22 protein-coding genes are annotated in these 26,576 nt (G+C 43.0%); 9 read left to right on the top strand and 13 right to left on the bottom strand.

Translation table 11 applies throughout. The features are described 5' to 3' along the window. Positions 1–9 precede the first annotated feature (9 nt). Together istB and istA are read right to left on the bottom strand one after the other, a co-directional pair. The gene (istB, locus tag P4S58_RS22165; protein WP_337162940.1) at positions 10–750 is read right to left on the bottom strand and encodes an IS21-like element ISVch3 family helper ATPase IstB; all 741 of its coding nucleotides are present in this window, start codon (positions 748–750) and stop codon (positions 10–12) included. A gap of 10 nt (positions 751–760) precedes the next feature. After that, on the bottom strand, positions 761–2,293 hold the full coding sequence (istA, locus tag P4S58_RS22160) for an IS21 family transposase (RefSeq protein ID WP_337162938.1): 1,533 nt from the start codon (positions 2,291–2,293) through the stop codon (positions 761–763). 338 nt (positions 2,294–2,631) lie between these two features. On the opposite strand from istA, the gene P4S58_RS22155 reads away from it, so the two are divergent. Beyond that, positions 2,632–4,008 carry a DEAD/DEAH box helicase gene (locus tag P4S58_RS22155; RefSeq protein WP_337165784.1) on the top strand — a complete coding sequence of 459 codons (1,377 nt, stop codon included), beginning with the start codon at positions 2,632–2,634 and terminating at the stop codon, positions 4,006–4,008. A gap of 36 nt (positions 4,009–4,044) precedes the next feature. Here the strand turns inward: P4S58_RS22155 and P4S58_RS22150 are convergent, their stop codons facing one another. From P4S58_RS22150 to P4S58_RS22140, 3 genes are read right to left on the bottom strand one after another with little or no spacing between them, the layout of a single operon-like run. Further along, a complete protein-coding gene (locus tag P4S58_RS22150) occupies positions 4,045–5,037 on the bottom strand; it encodes a TniB family NTP-binding protein (RefSeq protein ID WP_337165783.1) in 993 nt (330 codons plus the stop codon). Positions 5,038–5,051: 14 nt separating this feature from the next. After that, complete coding sequence (locus P4S58_RS22145; protein ID WP_337165782.1) at positions 5,052–6,878, bottom strand: Mu transposase C-terminal domain-containing protein; 1,827 nt, start codon at positions 6,876–6,878, stop codon at positions 5,052–5,054. Next, entirely contained in the window at positions 6,871–7,566 is a 696-nt protein-coding gene (locus P4S58_RS22140) for a TnsA endonuclease N-terminal domain-containing protein (RefSeq protein ID WP_337165780.1), read from the bottom strand. The genes P4S58_RS22145 and P4S58_RS22140 overlap by 8 nt, the downstream gene beginning before the upstream one ends. Positions 7,567–7,715: 149 nt before the next feature. On the opposite strand from P4S58_RS22140, the gene P4S58_RS22135 reads away from it, so the two are divergent. Then, on the top strand, positions 7,716–8,210 hold the full coding sequence (locus P4S58_RS22135; protein ID WP_102953652.1) for an acyl-CoA thioesterase: 495 nt from the start codon (positions 7,716–7,718) through the stop codon (positions 8,208–8,210). A 75-nt stretch (positions 8,211–8,285) separates the two neighbouring features. Here P4S58_RS22135 and P4S58_RS22130 read toward each other — a convergent pair whose 3' ends face one another. Genes P4S58_RS22130 through dgcN form a run of 3 tightly spaced genes read right to left on the bottom strand, consistent with a single transcriptional unit; the run spans position 8,286 to position 11,130 of the window. Next, on the bottom strand, positions 8,286–9,143 hold the full coding sequence (locus tag P4S58_RS22130) for a D-amino-acid transaminase (protein ID WP_337165777.1): 858 nt from the start codon (positions 9,141–9,143) through the stop codon (positions 8,286–8,288). A gap of 9 nt (positions 9,144–9,152) precedes the next feature. Beyond that, the gene (gene dgcA, locus P4S58_RS22125; protein WP_443089028.1) at positions 9,153–10,151 is read right to left on the bottom strand and encodes an N-acetyl-D-Glu racemase DgcA; all 999 of its coding nucleotides are present in this window, start codon (positions 10,149–10,151) and stop codon (positions 9,153–9,155) included. Further along, positions 10,126–11,130: an N-acetyltransferase DgcN gene (gene dgcN / locus P4S58_RS22120; protein ID WP_337165776.1), complete on the bottom strand. Its 1,005-nt coding sequence runs from the start codon at positions 11,128–11,130 to the stop codon at positions 10,126–10,128. The genes dgcA and dgcN overlap by 26 nt, the downstream gene beginning before the upstream one ends. 897 nt (positions 11,131–12,027) lie before the next feature. On the opposite strand from dgcN, the gene alr reads away from it, so the two are divergent. Both alr and P4S58_RS22110 read left to right on the top strand, forming a co-directional pair. Beyond that, positions 12,028–13,107 carry an alanine racemase gene (alr, locus tag P4S58_RS22115; protein ID WP_337165774.1) on the top strand — a complete coding sequence of 360 codons (1,080 nt, stop codon included), beginning with the start codon at positions 12,028–12,030 and terminating at the stop codon, positions 13,105–13,107. 182 nt (positions 13,108–13,289) lie between these two features. Further along, positions 13,290–13,541: a hypothetical protein gene (locus P4S58_RS22110; RefSeq protein WP_042481480.1), complete on the top strand. Its 252-nt coding sequence runs from the start codon at positions 13,290–13,292 to the stop codon at positions 13,539–13,541. A 182-nt stretch (positions 13,542–13,723) separates the two neighbouring features. Here P4S58_RS22110 and yghU read toward each other — a convergent pair whose 3' ends face one another. After that, entirely contained in the window at positions 13,724–14,584 is an 861-nt protein-coding gene (gene yghU, locus P4S58_RS22105; RefSeq protein WP_102939636.1) for a glutathione-dependent disulfide-bond oxidoreductase, read from the bottom strand. A gap of 205 nt (positions 14,585–14,789) precedes the next feature. Continuing rightward, complete coding sequence (locus P4S58_RS22100; RefSeq protein ID WP_337165771.1) at positions 14,790–15,593, bottom strand: MetQ/NlpA family ABC transporter substrate-binding protein; 804 nt, start codon at positions 15,591–15,593, stop codon at positions 14,790–14,792. A 200-nt stretch (positions 15,594–15,793) separates the two neighbouring features. Here P4S58_RS22100 and P4S58_RS22095 point away from each other — a divergent pair, with 200 nt between their 5' ends. Together P4S58_RS22095 and P4S58_RS22090 are read left to right on the top strand one after the other, a co-directional pair. Beyond that, positions 15,794–16,510, top strand: coding sequence for a glutamine amidotransferase (locus P4S58_RS22095; RefSeq protein WP_337165769.1), 717 nt, complete (start codon positions 15,794–15,796; stop codon positions 16,508–16,510). Between the two features lie 117 nt (positions 16,511–16,627). After that, positions 16,628–17,551 carry a diguanylate cyclase gene (locus P4S58_RS22090; protein ID WP_112403436.1) on the top strand — a complete coding sequence of 308 codons (924 nt, stop codon included), beginning with the start codon at positions 16,628–16,630 and terminating at the stop codon, positions 17,549–17,551. An 89-nt stretch (positions 17,552–17,640) separates the two neighbouring features. Here P4S58_RS22090 and P4S58_RS22085 read toward each other — a convergent pair whose 3' ends face one another. Then, positions 17,641–18,765, bottom strand: coding sequence for a M14 family metallopeptidase (locus P4S58_RS22085; RefSeq protein ID WP_337165768.1), 1,125 nt, complete (start codon positions 18,763–18,765; stop codon positions 17,641–17,643). A gap of 89 nt (positions 18,766–18,854) precedes the next feature. Next, a complete protein-coding gene (locus P4S58_RS22080; protein WP_337165767.1) occupies positions 18,855–19,775 on the bottom strand; it encodes a LysR family transcriptional regulator in 921 nt (306 codons plus the stop codon). 130 nt (positions 19,776–19,905) lie between these two features. On the opposite strand from P4S58_RS22080, the gene P4S58_RS22075 reads away from it, so the two are divergent. The 3 genes from P4S58_RS22075 to P4S58_RS22065 all read left to right on the top strand — a co-directional run bounded on the left by P4S58_RS22075 (position 19,906) and on the right by P4S58_RS22065 (position 24,911). Beyond that, complete coding sequence (locus P4S58_RS22075; protein WP_337165765.1) at positions 19,906–20,661, top strand: SDR family NAD(P)-dependent oxidoreductase; 756 nt, start codon at positions 19,906–19,908, stop codon at positions 20,659–20,661. A gap of 201 nt (positions 20,662–20,862) precedes the next feature. Then, positions 20,863–23,037, top strand: a complete 2,175-nt coding sequence (locus tag P4S58_RS22070) for an esterase-like activity of phytase family protein (RefSeq protein ID WP_337165764.1) — start codon at positions 20,863–20,865, stop codon at positions 23,035–23,037. Positions 23,038–23,195: 158 nt separating this feature from the next. Further along, complete coding sequence (locus tag P4S58_RS22065) at positions 23,196–24,911, top strand: S8 family serine peptidase (protein ID WP_337165762.1); 1,716 nt, start codon at positions 23,196–23,198, stop codon at positions 24,909–24,911. A gap of 94 nt (positions 24,912–25,005) precedes the next feature. On the opposite strand, the gene P4S58_RS22060 is transcribed toward P4S58_RS22065, so the two are convergent. Then, positions 25,006–26,403: a glycoside-pentoside-hexuronide (GPH):cation symporter gene (locus P4S58_RS22060; protein WP_337165868.1), complete on the bottom strand. Its 1,398-nt coding sequence runs from the start codon at positions 26,401–26,403 to the stop codon at positions 25,006–25,008. Positions 26,404–26,576: the final 173 nt, after the last annotated feature.

The raw sequence follows: 26,576 nt of genomic DNA, 5'->3' as shown, positions 1-26,576 counted from the left end.
TTCTTATTTTTACTCTAAGTGATCGGATTGTGCCAGTTTTCTCATTGACTCACCTCCCAGTTCTATTCGATGACTATTGTGTACCAGCCGATCCATTAGCGCGTCCGCGACGGTGGCGTTGCCGATCATGTTGTACCACTCCTTTACTGGTAACTGACTGATGACGATTGTACTGCTGTTTTGATAGCGATCTTCAAGCACTTCTAATAAGTGACCCGCATGCTCTTGAGTCAGTTTTTCCATCCCCCAGTCGTCGAGGATCAGTAAGACTTTCTTAGCCAACGATTGAAGTTGCTTTTGATAGCTACCATCTAAACGTCCTGCGGTCAGGTCATCAAGCAAGCGAGTTAATCGATAGTACCTAACCGTTTGTTGTTGGTCGCAGGCACTGGTGGCCAGTGCGCAGCCAAGATACGTTTTGCCTGCGCCCGTTGGGCCTGTGACCAAGATGTTCTGGTGTTTGTGCAGATAACTACCCGTCAGAAGTTCGCTCATCTGTTTGCGATTGAGGTTTCGCCCCTCCTTGTAGATGAGTTGGCTCGGTTGAGCATCCACTCTCAACTTCGCTTGTCGTTTTAAGCGTTGGATTTTGGTCTGATTGCGATTCAAGATCTCGCTTTCCAGAAGTAGGCTTAACCGTTCCTCGAAGTTCAACTCTGCGTAAGTGGTCAGTTGTTCTTGTTGCTGCTCTAACGCTTTCGCCGCATGGCTCAAGCGAAGGGTTTTAAGTTGGTCATTCAGTGCGTTCATATCCTTTCTCCTAGTGATAACAGTTCGGGCCACGAACATTGCTGTGAACAAGGTTCGGCGTACTCGCTTTATCTTTACTCAGTTGCCCTTCACGATTGTTCTTGAGTAAATTGTTGATGAAGGTGTAGTTGGGTTTTGTCAGCATCAGTGCGTCTTTACAGGCTTGCTCTAAGCGCGACCCGCCATAGGATTTGCTTAGACTGAGTAGTCCCAGACAAGCACGATATGCCTGCTCTGGATGAGGTTTTGAGTTCAGCATCTTATTGACGACTTCTCGTGTGGCTGGGCCGATATTGGCTCCCCAGTTGAGTAAGCGTCCAGGCGACCACTTCTGATGTTGATGGTTGCTTGGCATGTGCTCTGGTTGGGTGCTGTTTCCGCGCTCTCTTTGGCTACGTGGGTGCTGGGAGACCAAGTTACCTTGATGGTAGATCTGCACCAGACGATTAGAGGCTTCTAGTTCGACATGATGACCAACAAGTTGATGAGGAACCGAGTAGTAATGACGACGATATTCGATGTGATAGTCAGGGCCAACTTTGGCTCGTTTAGTTTCGGTATATAGGTAACGCTGCTTAGGTAATGGCTTTAATGCAGGCTTATCGAGTTTGTCGAACAGAGCTTTACGACTCGCGCCATACTGTTTCATCTCACGGTCGTTTAAGTCATTCATAAGCTCGCGGATGGCGAGGTTCAGTTCTTTGAAGGTATAGAAGGTTTGGTGCCTCAGCCGCATCATGATCCAGCGCTCGACGAGGAGCACGGCATTCTCTGCCTTGGCTTTATCTTTCGGTTTGTAAGGGCGAGCTGGCATCACTGCGGTTTGATAGTGATTCGCCAGCTTTTGATAGCTGTCGTTAAGCCTTGGCTCATAACGGTTAGCTTTGGTAACTGCGCTACGTAGATTATCGGGGACCAAGAGTTGTGGTACACCACCAAAGTGCTCGAAGGCATTAGCATGCGCCTCTAGCCAGTAGGACTTCCCTTGACTAGGGAAGGCTTCAACGTAGGTGTAATTCGATGCACCTAAAGTCGCCACGAACACTTCCGCTTCGCGCACTTCTCCTGTGTCAGGGTTGACCACCTGAAGCCGAGGCCCACAGTAGTCGATAAATAGCTTATCACCTGCCACATGAAGTTGGCGCATGCTGCGCTTTTGGGTTTTGAACCAACGAGTGAAGTGTTCGCAAAACTGAGTGTAAGCGTAAGCTTGTTCTTGATATTGCTCATGATATTCCTGCCAGAGCAGCATCTTCGTCATGCCTTTACGTCTAAGTTCGACAGCGTATAGAGTGAAGTCTGGCATGACTTTATCCCGACTGGCTTTCTTACCGTGATACAGTGCTTGAGTGAGTTCTGTGTCGCTGCAACTTTCGAGTAGAGGCCAGCCAAGTTGGCTTTGTTTAAAGCGAGTAAGGAGTTCCGATATGGTGGATGGGCCGAGTTTCAGGCACGAAGCAATATCGCGATTTGAGAGACCGCAGTCGTACTTTAGGCGTAATACCTCTTTGATTTTGTTCATTGGAGTTCTCTTTTTGGCCATGGTCACTTCCTTACCTTCTAATTTAAGAAGTAAAGGATAGCGAGCTATTGATTTAAAAGAGAAAAAGGAAGGGATTCGGGCATTCCGAACGCAGTTTTCGCTATTCCGATCACCGATTTCGGAGTTAGGCTAAAAGTGGTCGGATAATCGCGGAATCAGTGATCGGTTTAAACCGAAATGGGTGATCGGATAACCCCGAAATGACTGATCGGAATGCTCCGAAATATGCAAAAGGTAAGAAAACTGCATAAAGAGTCAACACAGCATTCTGCAACTTTAACCGGGCAGATAACCGCTATAACGAAAACAATAGCACTATATCAATCGGAGGCAGCTTAATGCTTCGAAAGTGGCAACATAACTCTATCAGACAAGCCTTAGAAAAATACAAATCAGGCAACAAACACTATCTTACTCAAGCTACTCCCGGAGCTGGTAAAACTGTAATGGCTGCCCACGTGAGCAAACTATTGCTAGATGAGAATATGATTGATCTGATCATTTGCTTTTCACCCTCAGTAAATGTTGCAAACGGATTTACAGAAACCTTTTCCCGCATCTTAAAATGTCCGTTTAATGGCAAGCTAGGTTCATTGGGAACCTCACTAACTTATCAAGCTATTCAATATGTTGATGAACAGTTTTGGGAAACGGTTTCAAAGTATAGAGTGTTAGCGATATTCGATGAGATCCACCATTGTTCAGGTGAGACACTATCTGAAGCCAATGCTTGGGGTGAGCAGATCATTCTAAAAGTTCAAAAAGCAGCCACATACACATTAGCACTTACAGGCACGCCTTGGCGCTCTGATAACCTGCCAATATCTCTAAGCTCATATAGCGATCCCGAAGGAAAAATTATCTGTGATTTTCAGTACACCTTAGCGCAGGCCATCTCTGACAAAGTATGTCGTAAGCCGAAACTGGTGTTAGTTGATAACGAACAACTGCAATATACCAGCCCAGATGAACGTAAATCTTACACTTCTATTCAGGCCTTATTTAAAGAACAAAAGATCAGTTATTCCAGCATATTAGAAGATAGTGATGCATTAGCTCATATTCTCAAGCTTTCGGTAGATAAGCTACATTCGATTAGAACAACAAACCTCAATGCTGCTGGGCTTATCGTTGCTTCGTCCGTAGTACACGCAAAACAAATTCAAACAATTCTTAACGAAGAATTAAAGCAATCTAGCATAATGGTTTCTTACCATGATCCGAATGCTCAAAGCATTATTGAACAATTTAAAAATGGACACTCTCCTTGGATTATCAGTATTGGAATGATCAGTGAGGGAACTGACATACCAAGGCTACAAGTCTGTTGCCATTTGAGTAATATCCGCACTGAGTTGTATTTTCGCCAAGTATTGGGACGTATTTTAAGAATCACAGATGGCTACAATCAAGAGGCTTGGTTATATACGTTTGCCGAAGAGAACCTTATGAAATTTGCTGAAGAAATTGAGCAGGATATTCCTGAGTCTTGTCTTTATATAAAACAACCAGAGGGCAAAGAGGCAGAAGACGCACATTCACTTGAAACGGACAACTCATCAGCCACTGTTAGTATCACAGTGAAATCAGAGGAACTCAAATGGAATACCAGCGATACCAGTGTACAAATTGGTAGCGAAGAGTCTATTCCTTATAGGACATTCACTCTGGGGCATTTTAGAGAACGGGTTATTGAGGCGTTTGTTGGGATTTAGCATAACAATCGGAAGCCAATTAATAGATACCGATTATTAATCAAATAAATCCGGCCGACCGTTACCTTTCTTTTTACGGCTGTTATTTTGCTGATAGTAGTCTTCCCACCCAATACTCCTTGGTGGAGACCGTAACATATCTTTGGTGACTTTGACGCCTTCTATGAATGGATTCTTCCAAAAGGTTGGCTTGTTACCAGAAGTTAGCTGAGACGCGAAAAGAAAATCATCCTTAGTTATTGACTCATGATGGTTATCGATAGCTTCAATCGATGCTTGATAAATAAGGTCCCGAAGAGAGCGCATATTGCCTTGTGAAAAGGCATATAGTTTTTTCTGTAGCCCCTCTTTAGCCAAACCAGCTTGTTTTTCAAATGGTAATGCTTCATCAAGGTGTTGTAAGAATGTTTTGAATGTTCCCTCACCTTCTTGATAACTGAAGGGGCGCAAATCGAATTGAATTGAGAACCGACCATGAAGCTGGGAGTTTGCTTGCAATACAAGCTTAGAATATGGCATTCCGAAAAGTACGATTGGGCACTTCGATTTGTTTAATATTCCTTTCAGCCAATTTCCAACTTGTGTAAGAATTTTATTTGATGATTCTTCAACTAAATGCTGAAACTCATCGATAATAATCAGTTTAACACCTAACGCTGGAATTAATTCAACGATTCTTTTAGTTAACCGAGCTAGGTCTTTATCGAACAGGGCAAGTGGGTCCCCCATGTTCAACAACAATTCTCTTGCAGCATCGACTGGTTTCGCATTATCCGGCAGCTCTATATGAACTACTGGAATAGTATCCCCATCAATATCAGAATCCCCCTCATTTTTCTTCAAATATTTTTTAATTATTGTTGTTTTTCCTACTCCTGATGCTCCATAAACTATCATACAAGTAGGCTCTGAATCCATATCTGAAAAGTCTCGGCACCTATCCATATACCTTAGAACCTTAGCTACGCTTGGAGTTATAACAAATGCTTTTTTTGCTCTAGCAATTCGAATCTCCCTACTATCATCCATATAAAATTACTTCCTTATAAGTAATCAATACCCCAAGCATTTTCGTCATAAACGTCTTCTTCTTGATGATGCCCCTGTTCTGTTTTTTCAAGTGACTTTTGATTCTGAGAATTTGCTCTTTCAGTATTCTCTTGATATCTGGCACCACGACGCCTATTTCTTATTTTCTTGGTTTTAACTATAGATTCTTCTGCCACTTCTTCCATTCGTATTTCCGCATCAATTTCAGCATCTTCATCATATTCAGCTAAGTTTAAGTTTCTTTGATATTTGATATTAAATTTGTGCTGCCATAAAGAAATAGTACTTGCGTATTCGTAGTCAATAGCAGGTACTGTAAAGTACTCATTGGCATCTTCATCTAACACCCAAATATGCCCCATACACTCGGGATTATACTTAAATGTAACTACATGATTTCCTTTATTTCCACGATATTCAGCTAAACGTTCACTACTATAAGTCAAGTCAACATAGACTGTTATTCCAGACTTACTCAGTTTCTTTTTATCTAAAATTGCGAATTTGAAGTCCAGTTCGGCTGTCGTTCCAGTAAACTCTTCTGGTTCCCATTCCTCACACCCTCTTTTCCAAGCCACATTTGGGCAGTTAGTGCCTCTTTGGTTTGGATGTTTATGGTATATATCTACTAACCAAATAAGATATATCTCTTTCAGTTCACTCAGTGTCAATGTTGCCTCACCAATTGAATCATACCCTTCTCTATGGATGTAGTGACTAAATGCTTTCCCTGGTAAATCATCTAACACATTAGTATTGACGGTTCCATAATTGCGTTCGACGTGTGGCTTGTTATCTGGAGTTTCCACCTTATTTTGATGGACGGTTATCAATAAAGTCTCACACGCTGCATCAAATGCTTTTGACAAAAACTCTTTGCCGTTATCAGTAACTAATAAATCCATAATCCCGTAGCACAACCATTCATTTTGGACAGAAGGGTATGATGACAACAATGAGTCTTTCCGCTGTATCGCATTTTTTAAGGCCAAAGAAACTGAAACATAACTCGGTGGCTCAAATCCTAGGTAAAAGCCAACCACAGCTTTACTATAGCAATCGACCAACTGTGTGAGATAAGGTCTTCCTAGAGGGATTCGGTATTCTTCATGTACAATGAACACATCCAAAACAGTATGATCCACCTCAACTCTTTCGAGGGCATAAGACGTAAGAATTTTTTTGCCCATCTTACGAAACTCTCGTTTGGCTACCCGTACCCCTTTTTTTGCAGACAAAATTTCAAATGGGGTCTTCTTGTTGACTCTTTTCCTTAGAGACTCATATTTCGGATACTTATGTTTTGTCCCGTTCTTAACATTGTACTGTCGAACTTTCCGACGAACGCGACGATAAGCTGAACTAACATTAATTTTTTTACCTGAGATAACTCCCTCGACAGCTTGTTCCATCAACGCATCAACGATTTTTGACACTTTGGGTTCTCGATTACCTCGGCCTTTGAAGTTGGGAGCTAGACATGTAGGATTATAATCTGACTGACTAAAATTTAGCCACCACCTGTAAATTGTAATAGCACTGGGAATTTTTTTGTCATTGCACCTTTGCAATTCGACTCGATGTGGTTCAATAGTTTTAGCAGTAATGTTGTCGCATACTTTCCCTAAATATCGAAGTATTTTTAGCCGAAAAGTAATTTCAGTCGCAACCTGATCTGGAAATGCTGTCAAATCAGTATATGTAGCATCTTCAGCTAAGACATCATTTGGCGATCTATCGATATCAACAGCTTCTTTTTGATTTGCGGCTACATCTAGTTTTGCCTTCCTATTAAAATTACTAAACGATTTCTTAGGCATAAGAAATTAATTCAAATTCAGATTGAAGAGATAAAGGAAAGTCCAAATCGGTTTCCAGCAAATTTCGTGATAACAAATTACACAGTGCTGGCATAATTCCGTTCCTTGCTATGCCAACCTTTTGAATCAAATATTGTACCGGCTGTGATCCATTGTTCCTCAGAGTATTTAATACTAAACTTTGTGTATCAGTTAAGCGGTCTCGTGACGCATACCTATGCATCAACTTGAGATTTTTTAACAATGTTTTGTTGCCTCTTATCTGCTTCTCTCCAATCAGTTCCAATTCCAATCCCAATTTCTCAGCTGCTTGTTGCTTTGCGTCCCACTCATCGAGAAAATCGGGTGAAGATACTTTATAATCGGGTTTTATTTCGTACAGAACATATTCACCCGTATCAAACTGTACAAGGAAGTCAGGTACATAAGTATGCCATTTGTCATTATAATAATATGAATATCTAATTGGCTGAGAGCAAAAACGAATAATATCTTTTTCAAAATCGAAGTGATAACAGGCATCACACTCTAAAGCTGACTCAACAGTAACTCTTTTCCCCATCTTGACACTAGCATAACGATGTATGTTCTTACCTCGAGACTTGGTCAACTTTCGAGCTGGATTATGAAAAGCATTCTCTAACGCGAATGTAATATCTTCAGGAAAACTATTATATTGACAGGGCATAAAAATCACCTTTTCATGAAATTGTCGTAAACTTACATAAGTTTAGACAAAGAATAGGCAATATCAATTTATGGTTGTGACAAATATCAATTTATGGTTGGAAATATCATTTTATGGTTGTATCAACAGCAATGTAAAAGGAATCGCCGATGAGTAATGGCAAGAGAGAAAGTACCCTTCGTTTTTTAGCAGAACCTGGCGATGTGAACTTTGGCGGTAAAGTTCATGGTGGCGCAGTAATGAAATGGATCGACTTAGCAGCATACGCTTGTTCTGCCGCTTGGAGCGGTAAATACTGTATTACAGCTTATGCTGGCGGTATTCGCTTCGTGGCTCCTATCCATGTTGGAAATATCGTAGAAGTGAGTGCGAAGGTTATCTACACAGGTAAAACCTCTATGCACATTGCAATTGACGTACAAGCCAGTGATCCAAAAGAACTCAAAAACCGATTAACCACCCATTGCATTGTTATCATGGTTGCTGTTGACGAAAATGGTAAGCCAACGGCAATTCCTGAGTGGGTACCCGAAACCCCAGAAGATATCGCTCTTCGTAACTCAGCAATTAGGCTGATGAACATGCGAACAGAAATCGGTGAAGAGATGGAAGCGCATGTGAAATACCTTAAAGCTGACGGATAAAAAAACACCCGACTGAAGTCGGGTGTTTTGCTTATGTACCTAGCCAAACTTGCGCTGTAATTATTATTGCTTATGTTATTCCGCTAGCTCTTGCGCTGTTTTTATGTAGATATCACGCAGTTTTAGAGCTATTTCTCCCGGTTTGCCACTGCCAACAGGCTTGTCATCAATAGCGACCACAGGCCAGACAAACGTTGTTGCAGAGCTGATAAACGCCTCTTTCGCCTGATACGCTTCATCGATTGTGAATAGACGCTCTTCAATAGTTAGCTTGAGCTCTTGAGCTAGCTTCATCAAAGACGCGCGGGTAATTCCATGCAAGATGTCATTACTCAAAGGACGTGTTACCAGAACATTTTCCTGAGTCACGATATAAGCGTTACTTGAACCACCTTCAGTCACAAAGCCGTCTTCGATTAACCAGACATCTTCAGCACCAGCAGCATGAGCCGCTTGTTTTGCCAAACAGGCTGGCAATAGGCTGGTTGTTTTGATATCACGACGTCGCCAACGGATATCATCAAACGAGATCACTTTAATACCAGTTTGGATCTTAGGACTGTTGATCAGACTTCGGGACTGCGTAAACAGTACCAAAGTTGGCTCGATGTCATCACTGTAGGAAAAGTCGCGGTCACCTTCATCGCCACGCGTCAGTTGCAGATAAATGCCACCTTCAACCAAAGCGTTTCTTTTTATCAGCTCTCGCTGAATTTCCATCAGTTGCTCGCCCGTCACTGGCAGCTTGATGTTGAGCTCTTTTGCAGAACGTTCTAAACGCGCAAGATGCCCTTGATGATCGATGAGCTTACCGCCCAGTACTGCGGTAACTTCGTAAACGGCATCGGCAAAGAGAAAACCACGATCAAAGACCGAAACTTTCGCTTCACTTTCCGCAACGAATTCGCCGTTTAGATATACGATTCGTTCCATTTTCTCTCCCTACCCCCACAGCTTTTGTTGAAAGGGCAACATAGAATTGTTTTCAAATTCAAATCCGTTTTCGATATCTGCGCTAAGCAATAGCGGGCCATCGAGATCAACCACTTCAGCACCTTGAGCCACGACAAAAGCGGGAGCCATGCTTAATGAAGACGAAACCATGCAACCAACCATGACTCGTAATCCTAATGACTGCGCTTGATCTTTTAGCTTTAGTGCTTCAGTTAAACCGCCGGTTTTATCGAGCTTAATATTGACCATGTCATACAAACCAACGACTTTCTGCAAACTATTTCTGTCGTGACAAGATTCATCGGCACAAATAGGAATTGGGCGCTCTAGCGAGGCCAAAACAGAGTCTTCATCGGCGTGGAATGGCTGCTCTATCATCGCCACATCCAGCTTTATCAATTCAGGAATAAGCTGATTGTAGGCTTCTACCGTCCACGCTTCATTCGCATCAAGAATAATTTTTGCGTTGGGTGCGCCACGGCGAACCGCTTGAACACGCGCTAAATCTTCTGGACCACCCAGTTTGAGTTTGAGCAGTGGTCGGTCAGCATTTTCAATCGCCGTTTTCTCCATATTCTCAGGAGTATCTAACGACAGAGTGTAGGCTGTGGTGAGTGGCTCGGCGGCTAAACCGACCTTCGTCCATATCGATTGCTTGTCTTGCTTGCATTCAAGATCCCACATCGCGCAATCCACCGCATTTCTCGCCGCACCGGCAGGAAGAAGTGGTTGTAACTGTTCACGCGAGATACCCCTTTCAATGTCTGCAATAACTTCGCTGATTTGCTGAAATACACTTGCGATGGATTCACCATAGCGGGCATAAGGAACGCATTCCCCTCGCCCAATCAGACCTTGGTGTTCAATCTCAACAATGATGGTTTCAGCTTGAGTTTTACTCCCCGAGAGATAGTAAAACTGCCACGAATTGGCCAACTTTGTGTGTAGAGTTTTACCTTCATTACAGCTCCAGAAGCTTATCGACAATACGTGCAACACCTTGGCGGAACGGGTCGACAACAGGTAAACCAATTTCTGATTCCACCTCATCCATATACGCCACTGCATCACTTTCGCTCAAACCTGAGGTATTGATGGATACACCTACGAACTTAACCGCAGGGTTAGTTAAACGAGCTGTGGCAATATTCGCTTCCATACACACTTTAAGGTTTGGTAACTGATAGTCAGGCAATCCACGCATATGTGTGCGAGTTGGTTCATGACAAAGTACCAGAGCGTCAGCTTGTGAACCATGAATTAGACCCGTTGTAACCCCCGCAAATGAAGCATGGAATAGCGAGCCCTGACCTTCAATAACGTCCCAGTGTTGTGGAGCGTTTTCTGGTGTAATGGTTTCAATTGCTCCAGCAATAAAGTCTGCAACGACACAGTCTGCACTGACACCAGCTCCGGTAATCAGAATACCCGTTTGACCAGTAGCGCGAAAATCAGCGTCAACACCACGCTCTTTCATCTCTTTTTCTATTGCAAGTGAGGTGTACATTTTGCCAACAGAGCAGTCTGTTCCTACTGTCAGAACACGTTTTCCTGAGCGCTTTTTACCATTGGCAACAGGATAAGTTTGTGTGGGGTAACGAACATCATAAAGTGCGCAACCGTTCTTTTTCGCACACTCAACAAGTTCGGGAATGTCTGTTAATTTGTTATGCAGACCAGCTGCGATATCCATCCCAGCTTCAAGCGCTTCTATAAGAACTGAAATCCACTCTTTAGAGATCACACCGCCACGATTAGCAACGCCGATAACGAGTGTTTGTGCGCCTGCTGCTTTCGCTTGCGCCACCGTTAAGTCTTGCAGACCGACGTCAGCATTACACGCTTCAAGACGCAGTTGTCCTACACAGTACTCAGGGCGCCAAGTTTTAATACCCTGTGCAACTTTAGCTGCCAGAGAATCTGCAGCATCACCCAAAAATAATAGATACGGTTGCTTAAGTTCCATCTTTTTTCACTCCATTTTGGTCATCTAGACCAGACACTAATTTCGACTTCTTTTACAACCTACAGTTTAAAATCCTCATCAACAATAGGGTCAACTGTTCACTTATATTCAAAATAATTTATTAAATTAAAATTTTATGCACTATAAATTCATAATAAGCGTAAATAGTGAATTTTAATTCAATCAAAGCAGTTTTTAGAAAATATCGGAAGTGAAAGAAAATTAAGCAATATATGAAAGTATCCATGTACCTAATCGAAAGATTGTCTTACAGACCAATCAAATAGTTGTTATATCTAAAATTCAGCCCAAAAAACCCACTGGCATTTAACTCCAAATATAACAATATTTTTAGATTTTCATGTTTTGTGATCCAGAGCAACAATAAACAATTTTGTATACAATCTAGCCATAAATTTGAAGTGTAAGAACATTGCATTTTCTTATGGAAATCGAATAAAAAATCGATAAGCCACCTATTTCCAACCGATACAGACCGTCATTAGTTAATAAGAATGAGTATTTAGGTTAAATTCTTTTGCAAAAAATAGTGATCGACAATACTTTTTTATTACAAAAACAATAATTTTATTAAACTAACAATACTTAAATATACAGAATAATATCCTTACCGATTATCTAATAGACCACTTTGCTAGAAATAAAAAACAGCCAGTGGTTTTATCCATACACAAAACTCCAAAATAGGCGTAATAACTGAAATGCATGCAGACCTTGGCATGGTCTGTTTATTATTCAATAAATGTATAAAATCTTTTGCTGCGAGCGATGGCTCGCTGTTGGAGAAACAGACATTACTCAGTATGATAGCTACTCTTTAGTAAGCCACCATTTCTGAGCTGCAATGGAAACAAGGTAATAATTAGGACGGATTCAATGATCACAGCAGAAGCTCTTATCAATCTAAAAGCGCTTAGTGATAACTACGATTTGCTAAAAAAGAAATGTGGAAACAAGCCTGTTGTAGCGGTTATTAAAGGTGACGCTTACGGCCACAACGCAGTAAAAACAGCACAGGCGCTGGCTCAGGCGGATGTATTTGCCGTTTCTCGTATTGAGGAAGCACAAGAATTAAGAAATGCAGGCATTCAACAGCCTATTCTGCTGCTTGAAGGGTGTTTTTGTAAGAACGATTTGGAAGTCGCTTCACGTGAAGGCTTTCAAACCGCGATTCATTGCCAAGAACAGCTGAACGACCTGAAAAATGCTACGTTAGCGAAACCAATCATGGTGTGGCTTAAGCTCGATACCGGTATGCACCGTCTGGGTGTTCAACCGTGTGAACTGAATGATTATGTTGAGCAGATTGAAGCCACAGGTAAGCTATCTGGTCCAGTTGGCTTCATGAGCCACTTTAGCTGTGCCGATGATCTTTCTTCTGCCTCTACACAAAAGCAAATCGATCTGTTTCTGTCGCAAACCTCTCGCTTCCCAGGCCCTAAAACCTTGGCAAATTCGGCGGGCATTCTGTACTGGTCAGACTCTCATCTCGATTACATGCGTGCTGGCATTGCTCTGTATGGCATCAGCCCGAATGAAAACGAGACAGGTAAATCCTATGGCCTGCATTGTGGTATGACGTTAACCTCCAAACTTATCGCGGTTCGCAAACACAAAGCCAATCAGCCTGTTGGTTATGGTGAAACTTGGACGTCACAGCGTGATACCTACATTGGTGTGGTTGCTATGGGGTATGGTGATGGGTATCCGAGATCTGCGCCAGAAGGCACGCCTGTTTATATTAATGGTCGCATCGTTCCAATTTCAGGCCGAGTATCTATGGATATGATTACCGTTGATTTGGGTCCTGACTCACAAGATAAAGTGGGTGACTGTGTCGAATTCTGGGGTGAGAATTTACCGATTGAGCAGGTATCAAAGCACATTGGAACGATTCCGTATGAACTCGTCATCAAGCTGACTAAACGAGTGCATAAAACCTACATCGAAAAGTAGTGTATTGAGTTAAAAGAGCGTGATTATGATTACGCTCTTTTTATTTGCACCAATCGTTTAAATTCAAAATTAAATTCAGTGCTTTAAGATGTTTGTCATACCTGAGTTTTTGTCATAGAAGTTTCATTTTTCTCTGATTTAATATGCTAGAAAATTGAATAGCCTCCCTAGAGAACAAAAACATGGCCTTGCCCATCAGTGATATTACTTTAAGTGAAAACACCCTCTCCGATTTAAAATCTGTTGAATATCATTGGATTCGGACTATGTATGTAGAAGGCTATCAACCTTCTGAAATCAATCACTATATTCGTACTTGCTTTGGCGGTGATGACACATTCGCTGATCTATTCCGCAAAGTCGCTCTGCAACAAGAAAGCCTGTATGTGCTGTTACAGTACATTGGTTGCGCACCATCCAGTAAAGAATTCTAGCCGTTCCAACCTAAGTGTCACATCTTTTTAGCCACACGGGCTCGTGTGGCCGATAATTTGCCATTCCATTAGGCTTAACGCGTCATTAAGGCTCTAAAAATTTCAGTGGAACGGTTGTAGCAGATAAAACAAAAAGGGAGAGCCTCTACAGACTCTCCCTTTTATTTATCAATATGAAATGGTTACTTAGGCTGCTTACTCAATACCGCGTCAATGTCTGCTGCGCTGTGGCGCTCTGCGACTTGTTCCCACTCTTCACCAAAAGTGCGGTTTACAATTCGGCCACGTTGAACCGCAGGACGTTCTAACATCATTTTAGCCCAACGCTGAACGTGCTTATAAGACTCAACATCTAAAAACTCGCCAGCATTGTATGCTTTGCCTAGTGCTAGGTTGCCGTACCAAGGCCAGATCGCGATGTCAGCAATACTAATTTCTTCGCCAGCAATAAAGGTATGTTTTGCCAGTTGCTTATCGAGCACATCAAGCTGACGTTTCGCTTCCATTGCAAAGCGGTTAATCGGGTATTCAAATTTCTCTGGCGCATACGCGTAGAAGTGACCAAAACCACCACCAAGATAAGGTGCTGAGCCTTGAAGCCAGAACAACCAGTTCATTACTTCTGCACGTGCCGCTCCTTCTTTAGGTAGGAAATGGCCGAACTTCTCAGCAAGATAGAACAGAATATTACCGGATTCGAACACGTTGACAGGTTCATCACCGGAACGATCAACCATTGCAGGAATTTTTGAGTTCGGGTTTACCGCAACAAAGCCAGAACTGAACTGGTCACTTTCACCAATTCGAATCAAAAATGCATCGTACTCAGCTTCTTTCACACCCAGAGCAAGTAGCTCCTCAAGCATGATGGTCACCTTCTGGCCATTTGGCGTACCCATTGAGTAAAGCTGAATTGGGTGAGAGCCCACTGGAAGTTCTCTTTCAAAACGAGCACCTGAATCCGGTCGGTTGATACTCGCCCATTGACCACCATTTTCGCTGTCCATTGTCCAGACTCTTGGTGGGATATATTCACTTGCCATGGTTGATCCTTCTCTTGGTTTACGTATTCGATATACAGCTTCTTAAGATATAGGGGCAAATTATTGCAGATAAAGTCTTTTATGAATTTTTAGTTATAACAATAAATTATTGCAAGGGAGAAGAAATTATATAGGCAGAGAGGAACAATCAAAGCGGAGGTTTGACTTCCCGCAGCAACAGGCGTTGCTACGGGAATCTGGGCAATTAGAACGCAGGTTCAATAGTGCCATTGAAGGTTTGTTGCATGAAGTCACGAATCGCTTGTGACTGGTAGATTTCTACGAACTTTTTGTACGCTTCGTTATCTTTGTCTTTCTCACGGCTTGCAATCACCATCACCGCTAGAGGTGCTTGCTTCGATTCCAGGTAGATGCCCTGTTTCTTAGGATCAAGACCTGCAGACATTACGTAGTTCATCGTGATAGCCGCTGCATCAACGTCATCTAAAGTACGTGGAAGTTGCGCCGCATCCACTTCCAAGAACTCGAAGTTTTTCTGGTTTTCAACGATATCGTTTAGCGTCGCTTTAAAGCCTGCATCCGCTTTCAAGGTAATCAAACCAGCGTCAGCAAACAGCAGTAAGCCACGACCACCGTTGGTTGGATCATTTGGAATGGCAATACGCGCATTCTCTGGCAACTCTTCTAACGATTTGTATTTATTAGAATAAATACCCATACGCATCAGGATAGATTCGCCAATAGAGACAAGGTGAGAACCTTGACTATTGTTGTAGTTGTTTAGGAAAGGAAGATGCTGATAGCTGTTCAAATCAATGCTGCCATCTTCCAACGCCGCGTTTGGCGTAATGTAGTCAGAAAACTCGACTACTTTTACTTTTAAACCTTGCTTAGCTGCCTCTTTTGCAACCGCTTCCACTACCTGCGCGTGAGGGCCAACTGTTGCGCCAACAGAGATTTCATCACTCTCTTTCTGACCACAAGCTGCTAAACCGAAAACCAAAGATGCCACTAAGCCCAACTGAGAGAGTTTTTTATATCCGTTCATTTTATTTATTCCTTACCTAAACATAGAGACGTATAGCCGTCTAAACAGCTATATTATCGATGACTAAGTAATATGCAACTAATAATTTGCTATAAGTTAGTTCCCGCAGTCCTTTTACTTAGCACAGTAAATAGCGATTGAACTCACATTTCGTTTTCACTAAATTAGCCAAAGTAGCAGGAAGTCAGAAAAAGGAATTTATGAAAACGTTACTGATAATTAATGTTGGTCAGGCTCCTGAGCAACAACTCAAGAAATACGGTGATTTTGAACACTGGGCAGAAAGAGTCATCAGTGAGGTCAATATCCCTGTGACCTTACTAGATGGTACTCGTAACGCTTTACCTGCTTATGATTCTTTGGCAGGTGTCATTATCATGGGTTCACTTTCTATGGTGACGGAAAAGACAGACTGGATGCTGAAATTATCAGACGACATCGTTGCCCTCACAGAAAAGAGAATTCCTCTTCTTGGCATTTGCTTTGGTCACCAATTAATCGCCCAAGCTCTTGGTGGTGCTGTGGGATATAACCCGAAAGGTCTGGAAATTGGAACGGTAGAGTTGGAGCGTTTACCGAGCGCGAGTAATGACCCTTTGTTTGAGTCACTCCCAGCAAACTTTGCAGCTCAAACCGTGCATTTCCAATCGGTGCAGCAGCTTCCACCGAACGCTGTTTGTCTAGCCAGAAGCGATTTGGATGAACACCATGCCTTCCGGGCTGGCAGTTGCACTTGGGGTGTTCAATTCCATCCGGAGTTTACCAGCGACATCATGCGAGATTCTGTTGAAGGTTTGAAAGAAGCGATTGCCGATAGCTACACAAGCAAGCTCGAACAGGTCGCTGAAACAGAACAGGCGAAACAAATTCTGGTTAGATTCGCCAGTATGTGTAAATCACGTATTGATCACCCTTAGACTTTAAAAACATGAGCTAAAATATCAACAGTTGAGCCACTTTTGTTATGAATGTGAGTGGTTCAGCCTATGATTAGGCCTATTGGGAAGGGTTGGAACTACGTGAAAGTAGAACATATGGATAGACAGTGTTATGAATGCGAAGAATACGCTGCGGTAATTTCAGCTCTGCCTGATTTGGTTTTTGTTCTCACTGAATCTGGTCGCTATGCGGCGATATTTGGTGGTGAAAACTCCGATCTTTACCATGACGGATCATCTTTAAAGGGACTAACCCTCGACAATGTCCTTCCAGCAGAAAAGGCCACTTGGTTTAAAGATAGAATTAAAGAAACGCTCGATTGCGATTGCATTAAAGTTTTTGAATATTCCTTGTCTGCTGATGATGTAGATACGGTCGATGAAGCAACGGGCCCGATTGGGGAACTGCGTTTTGAAGGACGTGTCAGCCCTCTAAAATCATTACGCTATGGCGAAAGAGCGGTGGTGTGGGTTGCTCGTAACATTACCGCTCGATACCATATTCAGCAGCAATTGCTCTATCAATCTGAAGTGGATGATTTATCCAAAACACTCAATCGAAGAAAACTGTTTGAAACGCTTAACGACGCGTTTTATGCGTTCAAGCGTTATCATGAAAACTACTGCTTCCTAGTCGTCGATATCGATAATTTCAAACGGATTAATGACTCCTACGGGCACAGCCTAGGTGATGAAGCGATCCGTAAAGTCGCAGAGATATGTAAACTCAAAGTGCGTAAAACTGACGCCATTGGTCGGCTCGGTGGCGATGAGTTTGGCATTATTCTCAAGCATACTGACGAGATTTCTCCAGTCGCGTTTGCAGAGCGACTGGTAGATGCGGTATCCAACACACTGTTACACGAAGAGCTTTCCGATACGCGAGTCTCCGTTAGTATCGGCTTAAGTTATTTCGCTGAAAGTGATACAGGGATGGAAGACATATACCATCGCGCTGACCTCGCACTTTACGACGCAAAACGCCGAGGTAAAAACCGAGTCTCCACCAAAATCAATTAATGGGCTTAATCCGACTTCTGCATTTCGACCCAATACAACAAAGGCACGTCAGAGAACTGGCGTGCCTTTTATCGATTACGGTTTGTATCTTACAGGTGGTCAATTACCGCAGGAATAGCGGCCAGTACATCTTGACCAAAGGCCACACTGCGTTCAGGAGACCAGCCGTAAAGCTCATCAGGATGACAGTTATGATCTTTGAACGGCATCTCTAAGGTGTAAGACAGACATTTAAATTCTTCGGCAACCCAGTTCGAACCAACGGTCAGATTTGCTTTACCCGGTTCATCTTTATCGTAACCAAATTCATCCTGAAACTCAGGTGTGATAAAGGTTAACGCTTGCTTAAACAGAGCTTCAAGGTTAGCCATTTTCTCGTTGTAACTTGGAACACCTTCTGCACCAGCCACAAAGTTATAAGGGATTGCTTCGTCACCGTGAATATCGAGGAACAGATCAACACCCGTTTCTATCATTCGCTGACGAACGTAGTAAACCTCTGGGCTTTTCTCTAATGACGGTGATTGCCATTCACGGTTAAGGTTGATACCAATCGCGTTAGTTCTGAGGTGACCACGAACGCTACCATCTGGATTCATGTTTGGCACAATGTAGAACACCGCTTTTTCAAGCAGAGCATTCGCGACTGTGTCAGTGTTATCGAGTAGACGTTGCAGCAAACCTTCCACAAACCATTCAGCCATGGTTTCACCCGGATGCTGACGTGCAGTAATCCAGATGTTTTTCTTCTCAGGACTTTGCTCACCAATCGTTAACAGACTGATGTCACGGTTATCCAGAGTTTGACCTAGCGTTTGAAGTTTGGTTTGCGGGTGCATTTGAGCTTGATGCAACAAGTCCAAATGACGCTCATAGCTGTACGGCGCAAAATAAGCGAAATAGATCGAATCGTACTCTGGCAGAATCGAGAAACTCAGGTTGTCGCCGTCATAAGAAGCAGGCACACGGAACCACTCTTCACGATCGTAAGAAGCCACCACATCGTAACCGTCCCAGCCTTCTGGATAAGCCGATTTTGCAAGGTTCATTATGCGGAACTTATGCTCTGTGTTTGCTTCACTTTCTACTCGAAAGAAAAACCATTGAGCAATTTCAGTCTCGTTATCACGTTTAATCGACAATTGAATATCTTCACGATTTTCAGCGTTGATAACTTCAATGTTGCCCGCGTCAAAATTACTAAATATTTTCATAAAGTCACTATATTGCTCTGTGTCTTGGCTGTTCGGTGTTTTGCCTAATTTATCAATATAAACCATGAGTTAAAAGAATGTTCTAAAGATTACAACTTTGTATCTGATTGATTGTTGCTAAATCGCGCAAATAAATGGCTTATCCATTCAATAAACTCTCGTATTCTTCTTGGCTGCTGGTGTCGAGATTCGTAGAGCACCGACATTGGCATCGGCATACAGACATAATCACTCAGTACCTCAATCAACTCTCCTTTGGCGATTTGCTCCTGAACTCCCCATTTAGGTAATTGAATAATGCCCAAACCATTAAGACACGCAGACAGATAGGCATCTGTTGTACTTACCGAGATATGGCTCTTGGTTGACACAAAATGCGTTTTGTTATTTTTGACGTACTCAAAACCACTCTGTAGTGCACCCTGCTCAGGTGCGTAATCCACAACAAAATGCTGATCAAGCTGATTCAATTGAGTTGGCAACCCATATCTCTCAACATAACTAGGACTAACACAGTTAATCATTTCAATATCGCCCAAATGCCGCGCAATCAAATTGCTGTCTTCCAATACTCCACCACGAATCACACAGTCGATACGCTCTTTGATTAGATCAATTCGATAGTCTGCACCGACTAATCTCAGCTGAGTTTTAGGGTGAAGTTCGAACCATTGATGAAGATTGGGAGCAACGACCGTAGAAAAGAAACGGCTTGGCATATCCACTTTTATCACACCGCTCAGTTCATTACTTTCACGTTGAAACTGATTCTCTAACCCTTCTAGCTCGTCAATCAGTCTCTGACTTTGAGACAAATAGCGTTCGCCAGCCTCTGTTAAAGAAACTTGCCTCGTACTTCGTCTCAATAACCTCGTCTGTAGATGCTCTTCCAAACGGCTCACCGACATGGAAATCGCTGATTTCGGCACGCCAAGTTGATTGGAAGCCTGAGTAAAGCTGCCAGTTTGAGCAACAGCAATAAAACGCTTCATCGTTTCTATCTTATCCATCAGCCTTGTTTACTTACTGGTTATTGTTCACTTGATACGAACAGTGTTGTCTGATTGGCACTATTTTTCAATCCAATACTTAGGAGTAACGTATAAACAAACCCAACAACTGAGCCCAAAAGGTAAAAACATGAACAAAATTGCACTGATAACTGGTGGTAGCCGTGGTTTAGGCAAAAGCGCTGCGCTTAAATTGGCTGAGAACAAGGTCGATATCATTTTCACCTACCACAGTAACCAACAAGCAGCGCTGGATGTCGTAGCCGAAATCCAACGCTTGGGACAAAAAGCAGTAGCCTTACAATGCGATATACGTGATACCACATCGTTCTCTGCATTTGAACGTTCCCTTTCTAAGCTCCTACAAGAGCAGTTTGCGCGTTCTGATATCGATTTTTTGCTAAACAATGCGGGTACCGGTTTGCATGCCACCATCGAAGAAACGAGTATTGAAGATCTCGAAGAGATGTTTAACACCCATGTGAAAGGCCCGTTTGTTTTCACTCAAAAGATGCTTCCGCTAATCAAATCTGGCGGCCATATCGTGAATGTATCTTCTGGTTTAACGCGATTTTCTTTCCCCGGATCTGCGGCCTATGCCATGGCTAAAGGTGCTGTGGAAGTAATGACTCGCTATATGGCAAAAGAGTTCGCGACAAAAAACATTCGAGTGAACACCCTTGCTCCGGGGGCTATCGCAACCGATTTTAGAGGTGGTGCAATCCGTGACAATCAACAGGCACAAGCGATGGTGTCATCGGTTACCGCTCTCGGACGTGTCGGTGAGGCTGACGATATTGGAAAAATCATTTCATCTATGTTTAGCGAAGGTTTTGACTGGGTAACAGGGCAACGAATTGAGGCTTCAGGCGGTATGATTCTTTAATTTCTGATACGAAGGGCATAGTTTGACTGTGCTCTTTTCTCTTTTGAGAAAACAGATTCCAACTCATTCGGGCGCAATTTAAAAGTAAGCGTGGCGTAACAGATCCAGACGGTGTAAACATAACGACATAAAACTCTCATGCAACTGACACACAGCCCAACTAGCGTGATCGGCTAAGTCTTAAATAACTGGGAATAAGGCATGGAAGTCAAATATTTAAAAACCACATTACTTGCGGCAACCATCGCAGCCGCTTCATCTTTTGCGCATGCAGAATCATTTCAACGTATTGCTACATTTGCGGTAGCGGACAACATTCCCGCAGGTAAAGCGAAATCATCGGTGACTTCATCAGAGATCATAACCGCATCGGAAGATGGCAATACCTTGATCTATTCTGACAGCCCGATGGGTGGTATTGGTTTCATCGACATTAAAAACCCAAATCAGCCTTTAGCAGCAGGGTTCCTTGATTTACAAGGTGAACCAACGTCAGTAGCAGCAATCGGCAAAATGGTGGTTGCGGGTGTAAACACTTCTAAAAGCTACACCGAACCTTCAGGTTATCTGGCCGCTGTTTCTATCGCGAGTCATAAGCTGATTCAAAAGTGTGATTTGGGAGGACAGCCTGATTCTGTGGCGGTATCGAAAGATGGGCGTTTTGTTGCCGTTGCGATAGAGAATGAGCGTGACGAAGAACTTAACGATGGCGAATTGCCACAAATGCCTGCGGGTTATCTTTCGATTGTTCCGATCACAAACAACAAACTTGATTGCGCGAGCATCAAGAAAGTGGATTTAACGGGCATCACCGAGATTGCACCAACCGATCCTGAGCCGGAATTTGTCGCTTTCAACGATAACAATGAAATAGCGCTGACACTTCAGGAAAACAACCACATCGCCATCATTGATGCGGAATCTGGAAAAATCATCCATCATTTTTCGGCAGGCACAGTTGATCTCAACAATATTGATACCAAGAAAGATGGCGCACTGACTTTCAACCAATCGCTAACGAACGTGCGTAGAGAACCCGATTCAGTCAAATGGCTCGACAATGACCGTTTCGTCATAGCGAACGAAGGCGATTACAAAGGCGGTGCCCGTGGCTTTACCATTTTCAATAAACAAGGCGAAGTTCTGTTTGAAAGCGGAGCGAGTTTTGAATACGAAGTGGTCAAAGCGGGTCATTACCCAGAAAAACGTTCAGGTAAAAAAGGCGCTGAGCCAGAAGGGATTGAAGTAGCAAAATTCGGCAACGATACGTACATTTTTGTTATGTCTGAACGTGGCTCAATTATGGGTGTCTATCGTGATACTGTAGCCGATCCAGAACTTGTTCAAATGCTGCCTTCTGGCATCGCACCTGAATCCGCAATTGCGATTCCAAAACGAGGTCTGATTGCGACTGCAAACGAAGAAGACATGGTGAAAGACAAAGGTGCCCGCTCTCATGTGATGATTTATCAATGGACGAATGCAGCACCGACCTACCCTATGATTCAATCCACAATGGACAACAATAATCGTCCTATTGGCTGGGGAGCACTGTCAGGGCTGGCGGCAGATCTAAACCAAGCAAGCACACTTTATGCCATCAGTGACAGTTTTTACTCTGCTCAACCCGCTATATTTACTGTTGATGCCACACAGTCTCCTGCGCTGATTAAAGACAAAATCATCATCACTCATGGCGGCAGAGCCGCGGAAAAACTCGACTTAGAGGGTATTGCCGTTGACCCACAAGACGGATTCTGGCTCGCTTCTGAGGGCAACGCTGAAAAATCCGTTCCGCATCAACTGCTACATGTAACCAAAAGCGGCGCAATTGACCAAACCGTTCCTTTCCCTGCTGAATTACTTCAACATCAAGAACGATTTGGTGCTGAGGGTATCGCTATTCAGGGTGATTCTTTATGGGTCGCAATTCAACGTCCTTGGAAAGATGATGAGAAAAACACCGTCAAACTGCTTTCCTACAACACCAAAACCAAGCAATGGGGCGCGGTCAGATATCCATTAGAAAGCGCGCAAAAAGGTTGGATTGGTCTGTCTGAAATCACTATCTACGGAGACAACGCATACATTGTTGAGCGTGATAATCAGCTGGATAGCGATGCGAAAGTAAAACGTCTTTATAAGGTTGCACTTTCGGAATTAAAACCGGCGCCATTAGGCTCTCAGTTACCAACGGTAAGCAAAACCTTGGTTCACGATTTCCTGCCTGAACTAAAAGCAGCGAAAGGCTATGTGGTCGATAAAATCGAAGGTTTCACTATCGATGCATCCGGTCAGGGTTATGCAGTCACCGACAATGACGGTGTAGACGACAGCAATGGTGAAACGCTGTTCTTCAAAGTAGACAAGTTCTAAGTTCACTTCAGAGTCAGAATACTACTCTCCAAGCGAGCCCTAAGCGGCTCGCTTTTTAATTCGTTCACTCCCAAAGCAACACTTTAGTATTAAGACCAACCTCACACTTATTAACTATACTATCAGTAACATTTAAAAGACGTTTAAGGTGAGCGGTCATGAATATCATGCGCAACGTTTTGCTTTTAATGCTAACAACCTTCTTTATATCAACGAGCTATGCTCAAAATGCCGACGTTTTAAACAAATATATTGTTGTACTCAAGCCAAGTACGATTCCTTCTGCAGTGGCTAGTGACATTGCACAGCAAGCAAATGGTCGTGTTGGCTATATTTATGAAAATGCCATACGAGGTTTTTCTATTTCAATTCCAGAGAAAGCGTTAAGAGGAATCCTAAACAACCCTAATGTGCTGTATGTGGAACAAGACCTACCGATAACAGCATTTTTGCAAACATTCCCTACTGGTGTTGAGCGAATTTTCGCAAACGACGTAACTCTGAGCATCAACAATACCGATGATCAACATGTAGATGCAGATGTTGCGGTGCTTGATACGGGTATTGATATTGACCACCTAGACCTCAACGTGGTTGGCGGTGCGAACTGTCTAAGTTACTCAGGGAAATCTCCATGGAATCGAACTTACTATTGCGATGAAACCAAAGGCTACGATGACGACCACTACCACGGTACACACGTCGCAGGAACCATTGGTGCCTTAGATAATGATTTTGGAGTTGTCGGTGTCGCGCCAGGAGTACGTTTGTGGGCGGTTAAAGTTTTGGATTCAGCGGGTTCAGGTTCGCTTGCTGGAATCATTGCCGGTATCGACTGGGTGGTAAAACAGGGCAATATCGACGTTATTAATATGAGTTTAGGCGGCAGTGGACAAAGCAACGCAATGGATAGCGCCATTAAAGCAGCCTTTGAAGCAGGTGTATTTGTTGTCGTAGCGGCCGGGAACTCAAATGCCGATAGCGCCGGCTTTACCCCAGCAAACGCACCGTTTGCATTTACAGTTTCCGCTCTCGCTGATTTTGATGGACTAGTAGGCGGCTATGGCTCTGCTACATGTCGATCAGACGAAGATGATACTTTAGCCAATTTTAGTAATTGGGGAACACCTGTAGACATCGCCGCCCCTGGTGTATGTATTACCTCAACTTACCCAATTGAAAAAGGAAGCTACGGTACGATTAGCGGAACATCAATGGCATCTCCCCATGTTGCCGGAGCAGCAGCGCTATTAGCCAGCAAGGAAAATGAACCAACTCAAATCGAAAATATCCTTATAACAAAGGGAAATAGTAACTGGGTAGATACCAGCCCCGACGGTGTCAAAGAACCACTACTCGATATTCAAAGTGCCGCTTTTGTACCGACATTAATTGATGTGAATAGTAGTAATGAGAATGCTCCACCAGCGGCTCATTTCAATGCAAACTGTACCGATCTTACCTGTACCTTTGATGCTTCTGCTTCAACGGATAGTGACGGTACGATTGTCTCTTACGAGTGGAATTTTGACGATTCTTCATTTGGGTCTGGTGATATTGTCGTTCATGTTTACGGTGCTTACGCATCCTATTACGTGACTCTCACCGTTACTGATGATAAGGGAGCCGTGGATGTGTATGAGAATACTGTCAATGTCAGCGAATCTCCTGCAATCGTGACAGAAAGTATTAGTATGGGCAAAACTTGGATTGCGAGAGTCTCATATAGCTCCGGTGCAAATATTTCAGGAACATGGTCTGAATCTGGAGGCTCATGTACACAAACACAATGTGAAATTGAACTCGCTAAGAAGAAAGCCAGCGTGGTATTTACCAGTGATCAAAATGAGTCAGTGATCATCTACAAGCCTTAATATTCTTGATGGATAATTAAGGTCAATGACAAGAGAAAGCCCCTGAAATTAGGGGCTTTCTTATTTGTTGTAAAAAGAGCGCAACTCCGATGAATTATGCGAGTGCTTCTTGCTCTTTAATTTCAGGGACAAAACTAGCTGGTTGCTCTTTCTGTTGCTGTTTTACCAACTCTTGTTTTATTTCACCCAACTTTTTGTTGTCGAGTTTATAGAACAACATAAACACCGCTAGCGACGCAAAGAACACACCCGGTAGCACGGTAAACAGAAGATTGATGGCATTAACCGCTTCATCAGTTTGCACTTCTGCTCCGCCTTGATAGCCAGCCCAAGCAAGAATCCAACCCACGCCTGCTCCACCAATAGCAATACCAAGTTTGATAGCGAATAGGTTGGTTGAAAACACCATTCCACTCAGTGAACGATTGCTGCGTGTTTTCTCGTAATCAACAACGTCAGACATCATACTCCACAGAATTGGAGTAGTTGCCATCTGTACTATGCCGAGCAAAATCACTAATGAGAAAACCGCTACGATGTTTGATGGTTCAACCAAGTAAATCATCGCAGAAAGAATACCAGATATCACAATAAGAATTTTGTAGACCGTTGGCTTGTCGTACTTACCTAACAGCGGAGCAGATAAGATAGCGCCAACGATATTTGCCAGCATGCCACAAACCATGAAAGTGGTTGCCAAGTCAGCTCTGCCCATCACAATTTTTACGTAATACATGGTTGATGCACCTTTAAGTACAACGCCCGTCAGCAGCACTACGTTAACAACGAACAACACTCTCCATTGGCTATTCTTCGCCAGCAATTTTAGATCTTTAAATACGGACTGTTTTTCTTCTTGAGGCACATAACGCTCTTTGGTGTTTGAGAAGCTAAAGAAGAACAACGCAATTGCGCCAACACCCATAATTGCCATGGCACCAAGGTAGCCTTTTTGCTCATCCCCTTGACCAATAATTTCTACCAACGGCAAAGCAACCATAGCTACAACAAGGCCACCAGCCGTACTTAAAGCAAAACGGTAAGACTGTAATGACGTACGCTCTGCAGAGTCATTCGTCATAGCATTTGCCATTGCACAGTAAGGAACGTTGATAGCGGTATACATTAACGTCAGGAAGATGTAGGACGCATACGCATATACGATTTTACCCACTTCACCAACATTTGGCGTGAAGAAAGCGAACATACAAGCAGCACCAAAAGGCACAGCCATCCATAACAGATAGGGTCTGTAACGCCCATGTTTTGACTGAGTTCTATCAACAATAGAACCCATAACAGGATCAGTGACGGCATCAATAAAACGAACGATCAAAAACATGGTTCCCATATGCGCTGGGGATAAACCATAGATGTCGGTATAGAAGTAAGCTAAAAAAAGCATGACAGTTTGCCATACAAAGTTACACCCCGTGTCGCCTAATCCGTAGGCGACCTTTTCCTTTATTGATAATTTATCGGTATTGGCCATATTCATTTTTATATTTACTCCAGGATACATTTTCACCGATAAATATTTTGTTTATCCACAAAAATATAATCAACTTGCACAAATTAGTAATGCTTTTACGATATTTCACTTATGTGAACAGCACTGAAAAACCCATGAATCAAAATCAGTAAATCAATGAGTTACATGCATAT

It is taken from the genome of Vibrio sp. Hal054, from assembly GCF_037162405.1.
GTDB lineage: Bacteria > Pseudomonadota > Gammaproteobacteria > Enterobacterales > Vibrionaceae > Vibrio > Vibrio diazotrophicus.
Note: the sequence above shows the minus strand (reverse complement) of the source record. Positions and strands in the feature narration are given on the sequence as shown.